Source organism: Agarivorans aestuarii (genome assembly GCF_019670125.1).
In the GTDB taxonomy this organism is placed as follows: domain Bacteria; phylum Pseudomonadota; class Gammaproteobacteria; order Enterobacterales; family Celerinatantimonadaceae; genus Agarivorans; species Agarivorans aestuarii.
Map to the genome: position 1 here is coordinate 3,497,501 of NZ_AP023033.1, position 15,266 is coordinate 3,512,766.

At 45.2% G+C, this 15,266-nt stretch carries 14 protein-coding genes and 1 rRNA gene (1 of these 15 cut by a window edge); 3 read left to right on the forward strand and 12 right to left on the reverse strand.

The genetic code is table 11. The annotated features are described in order from the left end of the window. A 16S ribosomal RNA gene (locus K5609_RS16290) occupies nucleotides 1-334 on the reverse strand; it reaches 1,209 nt to the left of the window's first position. Nucleotides 335-785: 451 nt separating this feature from the next. Then, nucleotides 786-1,628, reverse strand: coding sequence for a CDP-diacylglycerol--serine O-phosphatidyltransferase (gene pssA, locus K5609_RS16295; RefSeq protein WP_016401293.1), 843 nt, complete (start codon nucleotides 1,626-1,628; stop codon nucleotides 786-788). 177 nt (nucleotides 1,629-1,805) lie between these two features. On the opposite strand from pssA, the gene K5609_RS16300 reads away from it, so the two are divergent. Further along, a complete protein-coding gene (locus K5609_RS16300) occupies nucleotides 1,806-2,066 on the forward strand; it encodes a hypothetical protein (RefSeq protein ID WP_221074568.1) in 261 nt (86 codons plus the stop codon). Nucleotides 2,067-2,084: 18 nt separating this feature from the next. Here the strand turns inward: K5609_RS16300 and clpB are convergent, their stop codons facing one another. The 3 genes from clpB to rluD form a co-directional block, all read right to left on the reverse strand. Continuing rightward, complete coding sequence (gene clpB, locus K5609_RS16305; protein ID WP_221074569.1) at nucleotides 2,085-4,655, reverse strand: ATP-dependent chaperone ClpB; 2,571 nt, start codon at nucleotides 4,653-4,655, stop codon at nucleotides 2,085-2,087. Between the two features lie 116 nt (nucleotides 4,656-4,771). Next, the gene (gene pgeF / locus K5609_RS16310) at nucleotides 4,772-5,500 is read right to left on the reverse strand and encodes a peptidoglycan editing factor PgeF (protein ID WP_221074570.1); all 729 of its coding nucleotides are present in this window, start codon (nucleotides 5,498-5,500) and stop codon (nucleotides 4,772-4,774) included. A gap of 2 nt (nucleotides 5,501-5,502) precedes the next feature. Then, entirely contained in the window at nucleotides 5,503-6,471 is a 969-nt protein-coding gene (gene rluD / locus K5609_RS16315; RefSeq protein ID WP_221074571.1) for a 23S rRNA pseudouridine(1911/1915/1917) synthase RluD, read from the reverse strand. A 246-nt stretch (nucleotides 6,472-6,717) separates the two neighbouring features. Here rluD and K5609_RS16320 point away from each other — a divergent pair, with 246 nt between their 5' ends. Further along, nucleotides 6,718-7,455, forward strand: coding sequence for an outer membrane protein assembly factor BamD (locus K5609_RS16320; protein WP_221074572.1), 738 nt, complete (start codon nucleotides 6,718-6,720; stop codon nucleotides 7,453-7,455). A 59-nt stretch (nucleotides 7,456-7,514) separates the two neighbouring features. On the opposite strand, the gene K5609_RS16325 is transcribed toward K5609_RS16320, so the two are convergent. Continuing rightward, nucleotides 7,515-7,853 carry a P-II family nitrogen regulator gene (locus tag K5609_RS16325; RefSeq protein WP_137674920.1) on the reverse strand — a complete coding sequence of 113 codons (339 nt, stop codon included), beginning with the start codon at nucleotides 7,851-7,853 and terminating at the stop codon, nucleotides 7,515-7,517. A 335-nt stretch (nucleotides 7,854-8,188) separates the two neighbouring features. Here K5609_RS16325 and K5609_RS16330 point away from each other — a divergent pair, with 335 nt between their 5' ends. Beyond that, nucleotides 8,189-8,710: a GspH/FimT family pseudopilin gene (locus K5609_RS16330; RefSeq protein WP_221074573.1), complete on the forward strand. Its 522-nt coding sequence runs from the start codon at nucleotides 8,189-8,191 to the stop codon at nucleotides 8,708-8,710. Between the two features lie 13 nt (nucleotides 8,711-8,723). Here the strand turns inward: K5609_RS16330 and K5609_RS16335 are convergent, their stop codons facing one another. From K5609_RS16335 to pilV, 6 genes are read right to left on the reverse strand one after another with little or no spacing between them, the layout of a single operon-like run. Continuing rightward, on the reverse strand, nucleotides 8,724-9,014 hold the full coding sequence (locus tag K5609_RS16335; protein WP_221074574.1) for a hypothetical protein: 291 nt from the start codon (nucleotides 9,012-9,014) through the stop codon (nucleotides 8,724-8,726). Nucleotides 9,015-9,018: 4 nt separating this feature from the next. Then, nucleotides 9,019-9,450: a type IV pilin protein gene (locus K5609_RS16340; RefSeq protein ID WP_221074575.1), complete on the reverse strand. Its 432-nt coding sequence runs from the start codon at nucleotides 9,448-9,450 to the stop codon at nucleotides 9,019-9,021. Further along, entirely contained in the window at nucleotides 9,451-13,185 is a 3,735-nt protein-coding gene (locus tag K5609_RS16345; RefSeq protein ID WP_221074576.1) for a pilus assembly protein, read from the reverse strand. Nucleotides 13,186-13,241: 56 nt separating this feature from the next. Beyond that, nucleotides 13,242-13,703 (reverse strand): hypothetical protein, encoded by a 462-nt coding sequence (locus K5609_RS16350; RefSeq protein WP_221074577.1) that lies wholly within the window; start codon nucleotides 13,701-13,703, stop codon nucleotides 13,242-13,244. Next, nucleotides 13,703-14,713, reverse strand: coding sequence for a PilW family protein (locus K5609_RS16355; protein WP_221077286.1), 1,011 nt, complete (start codon nucleotides 14,711-14,713; stop codon nucleotides 13,703-13,705). Before K5609_RS16355 ends, K5609_RS16350 begins: the two co-directional genes overlap by 1 nt. Continuing rightward, nucleotides 14,710-15,258, reverse strand: a complete 549-nt coding sequence (gene pilV / locus K5609_RS16360; protein ID WP_221074578.1) for a type IV pilus modification protein PilV — start codon at nucleotides 15,256-15,258, stop codon at nucleotides 14,710-14,712. The genes K5609_RS16355 and pilV overlap by 4 nt, the downstream gene beginning before the upstream one ends. Nucleotides 15,259-15,266 lie beyond the last annotated feature (8 nt).

Below are 15,266 nucleotides of genomic sequence, written 5' to 3' on the forward strand. Positions count from 1 at the left end.
CCGTGTCTCAGTCCCAGTGTGGCTGATCATCCTCTCAAACCAGCTAGGGATCGTCGCCTTGGTGAGCCATTACCTCACCAACTAGCTAATCCCACTTGGGCTAATCAATACGCGAAAGGCTCCGAAGAGTCCCCTCCTTTGGTCCGAAGACATTATGCGGTATTAGCAGTCGTTTCCAACTGTTGTCCCCCACGTAAAGGCATATTCCCAAGCATTACTCACCCGTCCGCCGCTCGTCAGCAAAGTAGCAAGCTACTTTCTGTTACCGCTCGACTTGCATGTGTTAAGCCTGCCGCCAGCGTTCAATCTGAGCCATGATCAAACTCTTCAATCAAAAGTTTTTTCGCTCAAAGTTAAAAACTGAAATTATTACTGTTGTTACAGTGCAAGACTCCAGTTCACTTAAGCTTAATTTTTTCACTTAAGGCCCTGTGAGTGCTCACACAGATTGCTTGATAAATTGTTAAAGAACGTTGCTTCGTTGCCGAAGCGAGGTGCGCATTCTACGCTTTCCTCTGTGGCTGTCAACCGCTTTTTAAAAGATTTTAAAAAGAAGTTTTTGCGCCGCTAACTCAGCCCTAGGCCTTGTTAACCCTGTCTTAGCCTTGCTGCGCTTTAGAGCGCTGCGTACCGTGTCAGTGGAGGTGCATTATAGGGAAGCGATTTGGTAAAGCAACAGTTATTTTGCTTTTTTGCCAATTATTGAAAGATAAAACCAAAACAGCACATTAAATAAGCAAAAAGGCGCCATTTAAGCGCCTTTTTTCTCATTAAGTACTATTTTGTTACTTTTCTACTTTATCTTCAGCTACTGGTTCAATAGATTGCTCATCGTCTTTATGCTGGCTCTCAGTTCGATGACAATCTAGATCTTCTTCATCACCCACTACGTGTTTAAATTTGAGGTCCTTTACAGTGCGAACTGTGTAGATAGGCCCCGAAACAGCATAGGCTGCAAACAGCGTAAACAAGATAACTGCTGGCTTAACTGCAATAACAATAAACACTAATACAATAAGCAGCACGGCAAAAAATGGTACACGGCCTTTTAAATCGATGCCTTTGAAACTGTGATAGCGGAAGTTACTCACCATTAATAGACCACTGATGACTGTAATAAAGCAGGCAACAAATTCTAAACTGTTACCTGAAAACTGTAGGTCTTGAGCAAACCAGACCATCCCAGCTATTAACGCGGCCGCGGCTGGACTAGCTAAACCTTGAAAGAAACGTTTATCCGCAATACCCACTTGAGTGTTAAAGCGGGCTAAGCGCAAGGCTGCACCTACTGTATAAACAAATGCTGCCAACCAGCCTATTTTGCCTAAGTCGTGCAGCGCCCAATTGTAAACTACCAGAGCAGGGGCAATACCAAAGGAAACCATATCGGCCATCGAGTCATACTCTGCACCAAAAGCACTCTCGGTATTTGTTAACCTAGCAACTCGGCCATCTACTCCATCAAAAATCATTGCAACAAAGATGGCGATAGCCGCTGCTTCAAATTGGTCGTTCATTGATGCTACTACTGCATAAAAGCCTGAAAACAGCCCTGCGGTGGTAAACAAGTTGGGGAGTAAGAAGATACCTTTTTGGCGGGCACCTTCGCTAACTTTTTGCTCGGTCATTTAAATACTCTATAAAACAGCCTTAAAACTTTGGCTAAAAATAGCATAAGCCCCTAAGTGTTAATAGCAATTCAAAGACAAAAGCAGCGCAATGAACTATATCTTAGACATAAGAAATAAATATTTGGAGGAGTTCATTTTTTAGGTCGACTAAACGCACAGATTGGTAGTAACACTATGGACATAGAAAGATTGACTAAACATTTGAGTTTAGATTCTCAGCAAATTAACCAATTTGCTCAACTTGAACAGCGATACAATCGCTTGATGGATGACCTGTTTGGTTTTGAAGGCGATCGAAAACAAATGTGGAAAGCAATGCGCGAGTTGTTAAAAGAAAAAGATCAAGAGATAACCAAGCTGCTTAGCGACAGCCAAACTAAAAGCTATCTCAATCTAAAACAACTTCAAAGCCAACAACGTAAGCAAGCTAATTAGCTTGCTTACGCTTTACCTTTATTTAAAGGCTAATTGGCCATCTTCCAGCTCAATACGAATCGTTTTCCCTGGTTCAATCTGTCCCGATAGAATCGCTTGAGCTAAAGGGTTTTCTAACTGCTGCTGAATAGCGCGCTTGAGAGGCCTAGCGCCATAAACCGGGTCAAAACCCGCTTGCCCTAGTTTATCTAACACCGCATCACTGAATTCCAACCTGTAACCTTTCTCTTCAAGGCGCGGCACTAAGCGCTGAACTTGTATTCCGGCAATCGTACGGATCTGTTCATGAGCAAGGGGATGGAACACCACCGATTCATCAATCCGGTTAATAAACTCAGGCCTAAACTGCTGAGCTAACACTCCCATTAATGCCGTTTTAATCTCTTGATGGGTCATCTCGCCATGCCGCTCTTGGATGATGTCTGAGCCAAGGTTAGACGTCATGATGATCACTGAGTTGCGAAAATCTACAGTGCGCCCCTGGCCATCGGTTAAGCGGCCATCGTCTAGCACTTGCAGCAAGATGTTGAATACATCTGGATGCGCCTTCTCTACTTCATCAAGTAAAATGACCGAATAAGGTCTGCGCCTTACCGCTTCGGTTAAGTAACCACCCTCTTCATAACCTACATAGCCAGGAGGCGCGCCTACCAAGCGAGCTACTGAGTGTTTTTCCATAAACTCCGACATGTCGATACGCACCATAGACTCTTCGGTATCAAACATAAATTCGGCTAAAGCTTTACATAACTCAGTTTTACCCACACCGGTTGGTCCTAAAAATAGAAACGAACCAATTGGACGATTTGGATCTGATAATCCTGCTCTGCTACGGCGAATGGCATTTGAAACAGCTTCTACGGCTTCACTTTGGCCAATCACCCTATCGTGCAACTGCTGCTCCATGCGTAACAGTTTGTCTCGCTCGCCCTCAAGCATCCGATTAACAGGAATGCCAGTCCAGCGCGACAGAACATCGGCAATTTCGGCATCGGTAACCTTATTTCGCAATAAGCTCATATCTTGCATTTCAGCTTGAGAAGCTAAATCGAGCTGGCGTTCTAGCTCTGGAATTCGGCCATACTGTAACTCTGACATACGATTTAGATCACCGGCGCGGCGTGCAATATCCATATCCAAACGTGCTTGTTCTAAATCCGCTTTAATATGTTGGGTGCCAGATAAGGCCGCTTTTTCTGCCTTCCATACTTCATCCAGCTCTTTAAACTTGGCTTCTTTTACCACCAGCTCTTCGTCAAGTAAGGCCAAACGCTTAACACTGGCACTATCGGATTCTTTTTGCAGCGCTTGGCGCTCCAACTTCAGCTGGATTATTTTTCGCTCTAGCTTATCTAAAGCTTCGGGCTTTGAATCTATCTGCAGACGTATACTGGACGCCGCTTCATCAATGAGGTCGATAGCTTTATCGGGTAGCTGCCTATCGGAAATATAGCGATGCGACAAACTGGCTGCAGCAACAATAGCAGGGTCGGTAATCTCTACCGAGTGATGTAATTCGTAACGTTCTTTTAAGCCACGTAAAATAGCAATGGTATCTTCTACATTAGGCTCTTCCACCAGCACTTTTTGGAAGCGGCGCTCTAAGGCCGCATCTTTTTCAATGTACTGTCGGTACTCGTTTAAGGTGGTCGCGCCTACACAATGCAGCTCGCCGCGCGCCAAAGCGGGTTTAAGCATGTTGCCGGCATCCATGGCGCCATCCCCTTTGCCAGCACCTACCATGGTGTGCAACTCGTCGATGAACAGTATCACTTGGCCTTCTTCCTGAGAAAGCTCGTTAAGCACTGCTTTTAAACGCTCTTCAAACTCGCCACGATATTTTGCCCCGGCGACTAAAGATCCCATATCCAGTGACAATACGCGTTTGTTTTTTAAGCCTTCTGGCACTTCGTGATTAATAATCCGCTGGGCTAAACCCTCGGCGATGGCGGTTTTCCCAACCCCTGGTTCACCAATAAGTACTGGATTATTTTTGGTGCGACGCTGCAATACCTGCACAGTACGGCGAATCTCGTCATCACGGCCAATCACTGGGTCCAGCTTGCCCTGCTCAGCACGCTCGGTAAGATCGATGGTGTATTTCTCTAACGCTTGGCGTTGGTCTTCGGCATTAGGGTCATCAACTTTTTGACCGCCGCGAATTTTGCCAATGGCTCTTTCAATGTTTTCTTTTGTTGCCCCAAGCTCGCGCATGATATCGCCCAGCTTGCCTTTATCTTCGGTCACCGCTAAAAAGAAAATCTCGGAAGAGATAAACTTGTCTTTTCGTTTTTGGGCAAGTTTGTCACACAAATTAAGAAGAACCACCAGTTGGTTGGAAAGTTGAACCTCTCCACCAGTTCCTTCTACTCGGGGCAACTGCTCAAGGGCTTGTGAAAGCTGTGAACGTAAGGCGCTACCTTCTATGCCTGCTTCTACTAATAAAGGACGCAGTGAAGCGGCATCCTGATTGAGCATGGCCGACATTAAATGCACCGGTTCAATAAACTGGTGGTCGCGTCCTAATGCTAAGGATTGGGCGTCTGAAATGGCTAATTGAAATTTGCTAGTGAATCTATCTAGGCGCATGTCACACCTCCGCATTTATTAAACTATTAATGATTATGTGGGATTAGATGCAAAAAAATTCAAGATAAATGGCATTAAAAAACCATCAAGACGATGGTTTTGTGAGCTTTATTGCTTTAACTAAGCCAGATGGCTGCAGCCATTCGTCCAGTTTGACCATCACGTCGGTAAGAAAAAAAACGTGAAGCATTATTGAAGGTACAACTTTCATCCGCATAAACATCAACTAAACCCAGCGCGCTAAGACGCTGTTTAGCCAGATGATGAATATCGGCGTAATACTTACCGCTATTTGAGCTAGCCTTAAAAGCACTGGCCGACTGTGAGTTTTTAGCAACAAACTGCTGATAAACCTCGCTGCCTACTTCAAAGGCATCTGGCCCAATCGCCGGACCAAACCAAGCCATTATCTCACTGGGAGCAATACTCATTGCTGCTACAGTATTTTCTAGCACGCCATCGAGCAAACCTCGCCATCCGGCATGTGCCGCCGCCACTACAGTGCCTTGTTTATCGCAAAAAAGCACTGGCAAACAATCTGCCGTCATTACTACGCAAACCGCGTTGTTTTGTTTAGCGATGCTGGCATCTGCCTCAGCAAATTGCATGCTAGCTAGACTAGCATCTACCACGCGAGTGCTGTGCACTTGTCTTAGCCAACAAACTTGCTGTGGCATATCCTGTTGAAAATTTTGCCGATTGGCTTGAACTGCACCAGCTTCATCCCCTACATGGTCACCCAAGTTATAGCAATCATAGGGAGCTTCACTCACTCCCTTCAGACGATCACTATAAATGGCTTTAATATTGGCAGGGCAAGGCCAGTCTACCAGCAGCTTGGCCATTGCTAGCCTAAATCCGGATTGAGTTTGTGATCAGCGCGTAAGGCTTCTGCAATATCCAACATGTCTTGGGGCACTGGCGCGTGCCACTCCATCATTTCACCGCTTATTGGATGCTCTAAACGCAACATTACTGCATGCAGAGCCTGGCGCTGAAAACCACGCATGGCAGCAATAAGCTCTTCACTAGAACCTTTAGGTAGACGCAAACGACCATAGGTCTGGTCACCCAACAAGGAATGACCAATATGCGCCATATGTACCCGAATTTGGTGAGTGCGGCCGGTTTCTAGGCGTAAGCGAATACGGGTATGTTGGCGAAACTTCTCTGCTACACGGTAATGAGTTACCGCAGGTTTACCAGTTGTCACCACCGCCATGTGAGTGCGCTTAGTTGGATGGCGACCAATTGGCTCCTCTACTAAACCACCCGCGGTCATCACGCCTGTGGCAATCGCTTCATATTCACGGGTAACGTGGCGAGCCTGTAGCGCTTCAACCAAGTGAGTTTGAGCAGGAACGGTTTTAGCAACCACCATTAGGCCGGAGGTATCTTTATCTAAACGGTGCACAATACCGGCACGCGCAACTTCGGCGATTGATGGATAACGATGCAGCAAAGCATTTAACACGGTACCGCTATTGTTGCCAGCGCCAGGGTGTACCACCATGTTTATCGGTTTATTGATAACTAATATGTCGTCATCTTCGTAAACGATGTCGAGTTTAATATCTTCGGCTTGGGCTTCAACCACGTCTTCCAACACGGTGCTTAATACAATTTCTTCCCCGCCAACCACCTTTTCCCTTGGCTTCACTTTTAACTCGCCGTCTAAGCGAACACATTCGCCTAGGATCCATTCCTTGATCCGTGAACGGGAATAATCGGGAAATAATGTAGCTAACGCCTGATCGAGGCGAGCTCCAGCTAGCTCATCATCAACGATTGCTCGCAACTCTAATGGTTGACTCATCTTAGGTTTTACCTCTATCGGGAAGGCCAAAACGGGCTATTGTAATCATTCTTAGCTTAAAGCATAGAAGAAAATGGTTTGTTAGATGCACCTCCCACTATATATGTCACTCGGTGATTGACGGTTTAGGTGGCATAGAGGATACTGTTTGCCCATTATTTGAGGTGTATAACCTAATACTTTTCGACCTTGAGACAAGTATTGCTATGTGGTTATCACAGAAACAACAAAGACGATTTTTAGTCCATGATGCGCGTTTATAAGCAAACAATTTCAGTAATACTGCTCGGCTTAATGCTTGGAGCCTGTTCTTCGAACTCTAAAGATAAGCCAAAGATCCCAGATAAACCTGCATCTGAACTGTATGCAGAAGCTCAAACAGCCATTAACAATGGTGCTTTTACCGATGCTGTAGAGAACTTAGAAGCCTTAGATACACGTTATCCCTTTGGCCCATACTCTAATCAAGTACAGCTCGACCTTATCTACGTATATTACAAGCGCAGCGATACTGCGATGGCCTTAGCCAGCACCGACCGTTTTATTCGTAACAACCCCACCCACAGCGAATTAGATTACGTGTATTACATGCGTGGTCTGACTAATATGGCGGCAGATTACAACTTGTTCCAAAGTGTTGTGGGCATTGATCGCTTCGATCGAGACCCAAGCTTCTCTCGTCAAGCCTTTAACGATTTTAAGACTTTGATTAATCGATACCCGCACAGTGATTATGCAGCAGACGCCAAGCAGCGTATGGTTCATTTGAAAGATAACTTAGCACGCTACGAAGTATCGGTTGCCCGTTACTACATTAAGCGCGAAGCTTATATTGGAGCGGTAAATCGCGCCCGCTATGTTATTGAAAACTTCTCAGATACACCCTCTGCACGCGATGCGCTCAAAGTGATGGAAGACGGCTACAAAGCCTTAGGCATTACCGATAAAGCGGAGCAAACAGCATTGATAATGAGTGTGAATTAGTATTGATTAAGCATTAAAAAAGGCGAGCTTAGCTCGCCTTTTTTGCATCTGAACACAAATTAAATCGCATCTTCGTTTTCTTCACCAGTACGGATACGGATAACGCGGTCTACATCGCGTACAAAAATCTTACCATCGCCAATTTTGCCCGTTTGTGCTGTTTGCACAATGGTTTCAATACAACGTTCGAGGTCGTCTTGTTGCACAACTAGCTCTAACTTCATTTTGGGTAAGAAGTCTACTTTGTACTCAGCGCCACGGTAAAGTTCAGTGTGGCCTTTTTGTCGACCAAAGCCTTTTACTTCGGTAACTGTCATACCCGTAATACCAATTTCGGCTAAAGCTTCGCGAACATCATCCATTTTAAATGGCTTGATAATTGCCGTGACTTGCTTCATGTGTACTTCCTTTTATTTATCATTTTGTTGAGTCTCTATATCCTTACTTTAAGCCAAGCGCGCGCATGTGACAACGTTATACACTTAGCTTAATGAGGGAATTGGCTAAAAATCACCACTTAGCTCACGCAAAATCAATATGTTAGCTGAATTTTGAGGGCTTAAACTTCATGGCAAAAATCAATAACTGAATTGATGGCTCATCATTTTCAATCGTTTATTAGTCTTATTCATTGGACTTACCACACACTTTGTACAAAAAATCTCACTGTAGCTGCAGACCCACTATAAGCGTGTACACTTATTAGTAGAAACTAGAGTTAAGAGCGCCCTAATTGACTAAGCAAACTGGATTTACCCTACTTGAATTAATGGTAACCATTGCGATTGCCGTGGTATTACTCGGTATTGGCGTACCCAGTATGAACAGTTTGTTTCAATCAATGGCAGCTGATGCCTCAAGCAATAGGATGATGCGAGAAGTACGCTTTGCCCGCAGCCAAGCGATAAACCTCAATCAACGAGTAGTGGTTTGTGCCCTACAGGCCAATGGCAGTGATTGCGGCGGAGAGGTGAACTCTGGTTTAACCGTATTTGCCGATGACAATAGCAACGGAAAACTAGATAGCGGAGAGAAAGTTCTGCTAGCAGCCGAGCCCTTTACTAAGGCTGGCAATATAGACTTTAAAGGAGCAATAGATTCTTTTTCTTTTCAGAGCGATGGCTTAATTGCCGGAGCTTCGGGAAGCCTCTACTTTTGTTCAAATGATAATAGCTACATTGATGGTGTAGTTATCTCAAAAGGCGGCAATATTCGCTTTATCACCGACAGTGAAAAAAGCAGCTGCCCTATCTAAACACCCACCTTAATTAATATTCAAGTTCTGCAAATCGTACGTTGGCAATATCACTACTAAACTCACTGTTAAGTTCAACACATTCAATCTGGGAAATACTGCCAAACCTTTGGGCGCTAGCGGTGTGATTGGTATATCGCTGTTTAATTTCGGCTGTAATCTCTGCCATTGAATCTAGATCTTTAGGCGAAGCTATTACCACTTGTTCATAACCTGTGGAGCCAGCCATGTAGCACTTAACGGTAATCGCCCAGCTTGTAGATATGGGCAAAATCAAACATAAGAAAATAGCTAAACGTTTCATAAGATCACCAACAATCAGCATTTGAGTTTCCCGATGAATCTTCAGCTGATTTGCTGCCCTCATCATCGATAGAGAAGATTTTACAATCGGTATCAGCACTAAGTTGAGTACCTAAAGCAGTAGCCTTGGCAGTAAATGTACTAGCTGCTGCAGAACTACTTAGCGTAATCGCGTAATAGCCGTTCTCGGTGTTATAAGTGCTTGCACCAGAAGCAACCAAACTCAAGCTGGCTAAGTTAGCGGCATAGCTCGCATTGTCTGCATAGTACTGCTCTTGTAATACCGCTAAGGTGGCCAGTTCTTTTTTGGCCTCACTGCGCCGAGACTCGGCGACAAAAGACGTATAAGCAGGGTAAGCTACCGCCGCTAATATGGCGACAATCGCTACCGCAATCATTAGCTCCATTAAGGTGACACCGCGCATCGAGTGTTTCATTTAGCCCTCATCAAAATAGAAGTAAATTTGTTGTGGGCTCATATCCATATTGGCTTCTCTTGAACCTTCCTTACACTCCCCGGCACTTTCACAAGTATGATCGTTGTTTTCATCTTGATCATCAAATTCTAAGTCTTCGCCAGGGTCTCCACCAAATACTCTTACCACAGACTCACCTTGCTCATCCTCGCCGGAGTGAATAATCAAGTCGTCGGGTACTTTGTTATCTACATCGTAGTAGCGACTGTTATTGATACTGGTCCCTATGTGCATATCTACAGCATAGGTGCGCCCTTTACCAATAGTAGGGATAGTACATGTTGCCGAGTTAGTGGTTTCTGGAGTGAACGAAGTGAAATACAACTCACCGCCTAATACCAAAGCCGCTCCCAAGGACTTTTCGCCATCCTCAACCAAGTTATATACCCAACCCTTGGAAGCACCCAACGCAATGAGCTGCGTTTCAATGGCGGCTTCATCACTTAAGGCACCAATAGGATCACTGGTAATGTTATAGAGATCATTAGAAACAATCGCTACCGGCTGGGCATCGTCGTCAAGCGCGCCAAAATCGGTAACCTGAACATTATAATCGCGGAACATGTAAAAACGGTTATCTACACCATTGGGATCTTTATCACTCACCGGTTTAGTTCTATCCCCTGTTCCAATTAACACGGCATCGTAAGGGATCTGCTGAGAGTCAGTAATGGTCACTTGGTCCTCACCTTCTCCAGTGGTAATGCGAGTGAGCTTTTTAAGGTAGGTTCTTACAATAACTGGCTCAGTGAAGAACTTACGTTTATCGGTAACTACTGAGCTATCACTAATGCTCGCTAAAGCGGTCATTTTCCACTTCGACTGGGTGGCTGAGAATAAATCAACTCGCCATACTTGGCCTCCGGTATCACCAAAGTACAAGCGGTCAATATTACCATCCCCATCACTATCTAAGGAGGCGACTCTAGCAGGTATGCTGTGAGTTAGGCGATCATCGTCTGCTGCTGTAATGCTCCATACTAGACTGCCATCTAAAGCATCAACAATAAATACACCACGACCTCTATCATCATCGCTAGGGGTGCTTAAATCTTGGTTGGTATCATAGCCACCACCAAAAATAACAACTGGATTACTATGGCCTGGTACGTAGCCTACTGTAGGCTGGGACCAGCTTTGACCAAGCTCAGACATGCCAGTGCTTGAGCTATCAATCCGCCACAACATTTCGGGTAAATCCGGTTTGGTTAAGTCCATCGCATAATATGCATCACCACCGCGGCGTAGTCCGGTAAATACCAGTACTTTGTCTCCACTGCTGCTGTACTTACCATCATTATCAGTGTCTTTGAGCAATACTGTTGGCGTACCGTCTATCCCATATACATGTTGCGAGCTTGCTATGTTATTCCGCAGGGTAAGTTGTCTGCCCAATAACTCATAGGGGAAAAATGCCCAGCTTTCAGCAACACTTGACCCAGTATCTTTAAACATGTGCATAGCACCACCATTGGTACCAACAATGATTCTTATGTCCATATCGTCAGGATCAGTACTATCAGCCGCAGCCCCACTGCGTAAACCATAGTTAATCACTAAGGGTCGAGAATGCAGTGGATCCGCCATTAAATCACTGCGAATAGTAGTACTGGTATCTCCGTCATCATTATCTACGTCAGTGCCGCGGATCCAACTAACATGACCTGCAATATCGTCTTCAGCAACACCAAGCTGATTAGCCAAATTGGCATTGCTACCCGCCTTTGTGACCAAGTTGCTGGTAGTCAATGTGGTGAAGCTGCCGCTATCAGTTTGATTGAAATACACCATTCGGGCGTCATTACTAAGTAAGGTGTCAGAGACCCCGCCTAGCTCTACGTTGTTACCATCTTTAACAGAGGACCAAAATGTCTTGGCTTCGTCAATGATAGAGCCATCTGCGCCAATAGCAGGATTGCCGTTTTGATCCGCCATATAGCCTTCAGAAGACAGCTCCAGCTTTTTCAAGTTGCCACGCCAACGTGGATTAAGCGAAGGTTTGAACATGGCGTAATAAACTCTATCTAGAGTACGAGTTCGGTCAAAGTTGTTGCTGGTTACTGCCGGAGAAACTAAAGAAGAACTTTCTTCATAGATTCCGATTAAAGCTTGGCGAAAGGCTGCTTCTAAAGAGACCCCATCTTCTGCAGGATAAAAGCGCCCCTGAGCATTTTCAGCGGTAGCAGTTAACATTGCCGTGCCGCCTTCGATAACATCTTCACCAAAACCAATAGTAGATATTTTCGCGTACTGCCGACCAGTCATGTTGGGGTTAATATCGTTAGTATTCATCCACTTAGAAAGCACCGGTAAATAGCTAGTTTCACTACCGGTACCAAAACCAACCGGGTCTTTCCAAGTACAACCATTAACCGTTGTGGCATTATCGCAACCAAATACATTGTCGGTATTAATTGGCAGGTTTTTTATATTTTCATTTTCATCGGCATCAACACTGGGTGTGCCATCGGTGACGTAAATGATGTTGATGGAACTATCACACCCCACTTCATAGGGTGATAAATAAGTATTAGTCCCACCGGAGGAGGTTTCTATGGTTTTATCTCGATCGTTTTTCTCGTTGTTATTGCCCTTTTCTCCATAATCTACTGCTTCTCCAGCAAAATAGTGCTTGGCCTCCATTAGTGTCTCAACCAAGGGGGTTCCGCCATCGGCGGTGAGCTCTATAATATCTGATATAAGATCCTGGTTATCATCAGAGGCTTGAATACCCCGAATCACCCTGCCGCCATCGTTAGAACGATTAAACACCATCAAGCCAAATTTAACACCATTGATAGTATTGAGGGCATTCTCCATTGCTTCTTGAGCAATTTCGATACGAGGTCGAGTAGTGGTTGCATCAGAGTGATGGTACCAACGTAGATAATTGGCAGAATAAAGCGTAATTAAATAGCCATCATCAAATGAGTCTTTTGTAGTTTGCTCGGCGTTGGTTTTATTAAGGGTATAAAAGTCTTCGGTATTATTTGCAGCGCCATTAATCGGGTAGCCCTGGGGAGCATCTACATAAGAGTTATTACTCTCGCGATATTGACCAGGGTTAATTGTGGAAACGACCTTATCCACAAAACTACCATCGGAAGCCTGCAGCTTTACTGTAAATGAGCGAGGGTCTCCTTCTTCATCCAGTAAGCGACCATCACTTGCATCACTGCTAAGCTCATAGTCATCCATGCAATCAAGAACGGTGTAGTTAGCACCATTATTTAGTCGAACATCGTCCCATGAACCGGTGCCACCTTGCACCCGGTGCTCACGAAAGTAACCGGTAAAAATACCGTTTTTAGCCAAGGCTTCGTAGGAAGCGGCACAGTTATTAATGTCCCAAATAAACCGGCGGTCATCATTGGCACCGGTGGGAATATACGAGCCATCCACACCGTTAACAGTAAAATAGATGAAATCATTATCTAGGCTGTTTTGAGAGCTCACCGCAATGGGGTAATCTTGATAACTAATATCGCCACTACTATCTCGGTTATACCCTTCGCGCGTAGTAATATTCCAAGCCATACTGCCCGAAGTATCAAATATAATTAACACCTTAGGGTCAGCTGAACTCAAGCTATTAAAATCAAATAAAAATAGCTCCGTATCATCAGCCCAAACTGGAAGTGTTACTGCAGCGGAACACAACCATGCAAGCAGCCCCGATTTTAACCGACCGTTCATCTGCTCTCTCCTTGTTGTCTTGCCTGCAAACTATGCAAGCAGCTTTACCGTTTTGGCTATAGCATCGGCTGCTCTATACCGGCAGCTATTGACGTTGAAGCTCTATTAGCCTTTCCATATGTTTTTGTTGCGTCTACTCGCACATAGCGACATTGTGAGATGGCGTTATTACTACTGGCAGTAAAACTGCGCGCGCACACGCTATCTACTGTATGAATCATGGTGCCGTCAGCACCGGTTACCATGGTTGACACAGCCATCGATGCCGCAGGTGCCATAGCGCCAATCACCCCTTGAAGACTAGGCTCAAGAATTAGTTCATTCATTTCACCTTCGAGTAAGTGCTCCGCGCCCACCCGATCTCCCATCGCTGAGACCACTTTTAATCCTTGGTTAGCGCTACTTAATAACACCCCACCTAAAAAGCTTAAAATTAGCAAAAATAACATTGCCACAAACAATGCTGCTCCTTGCTGGCTTGTAGCCGTTTTTTGGCTAAACAAAACAGTTAGTTGCATCAATACACCATGTTTCTTAGCGATACGACAGACTCAAACAAAGCCCGTCTATAATGATCATTAGCAGCGGCTACACTCACATCGCCCAATTCGTAGCTATTCCCATTAGTATAGTTTTTATCCTCGGTTAAGGAGCGAACCAACAAAAATACTTTGACGCCAATCACTCGGCCCTCACTCCATTGCAGGGGTGTCACGCTGTTTGAGGAGACAAAGTCATTAACCACGCCATCTTGAGTCGTATCAGTATCAACCCCCAGCAATACTCGCATCCGCTCGATGCCTTCCACCAAGGGGCCAGATCCCAAGATTTGCATACCGCTGTTATTATCCAGGTATAACTGACGAAGCACCGGCAAACCAGACTGAGCGCTCACATCCAGATAGTAAACAATATGCTGGTATTCCCATATTTGCCTGCCAGGCATCACTGTCTCGGTAGGCCAAGGGTCTGTAGAGGTAAATATCTGGGCACTGGCAGCATTTGCCGCAAAATAGTAGCGGTCAGAATCCAACTCACCCGCCGATTGGATGGGCGAGCCAATCACTCTTTTGATGCCGATAACATCAGAACCCACAATCAAATTGCTGCGACTACTTACGCAACTGTATTGGCCGTTTAAAGAATTTGAGCTATTAATTTGCCCGACAAACAAGGAGCTAAATCTACCATCCACAGAGGGGAATGAACCCTCAGGAGTGCTACCTATCCAGTCAATTGTGCAGTCATTAGCTGCGGTAACATCGGTGGCGACTAATTCAACGCCAGAGCCGCGAACCATTGGATTACCGGTATATTCACCAAAAAAACCCACCATTCTTAAATCACGGGTAATCAAGTGCATGGCAATACGGCCACTCTCCATCAATTGCTCACTGTGATAGGTTGATTCGGTACTGCGCTGTGAGGCAACTAAAAAGCTACTGATCCCTGCAGTTAAAAACAGCCCAATCACAATGGCAATCAGCCACTCAATAAGGGTGAAACCCTGCTGAAAATGCTTGCTCATGAGGCCACCCGAGTTGTTAATGCCATCTTGCGGCGTTTGTCTGACTGGGCGCCGCAGTTAGCGGTAACCGTATTGCTACTAGTAATGCCACTAAAAGACTGCCTCGACATCCATGTAACCACTACCGTGAGATCTCCATTAGCGCTTAACAATACACAACCATTTGGCTTAACCAAGCCGCCCTTAGCTCCTGCAGCTTTGGCATAGAGACCATACTCCCAATGGTAGAGGTCGTAGTTCACTACATCGGCAAGGCTACAGGCTGTCATTAAACCGCTGTTTTCGGCACAAGCGGGTTTTGCTCTGGCTGTTTGACCATCGCCAACGATAACAGTGGCAGGGTTATTAGCTTGCCAAGCAATATGATTAAGGCGAACCCGCTCCACCATGTCTTCGGCTAAAATCATGGCAACGGTGCGTTGATGAGTTTCGAAACTAGAGCGCTTAGCAACTGCTTGCATGGCAACAACCGCAAGCAGGCCTACCGCCAATATAAAAGAGGTGATAATAACTTCAATCAGAGTAAAGCCTCTGACAGATGACAATGGTATTG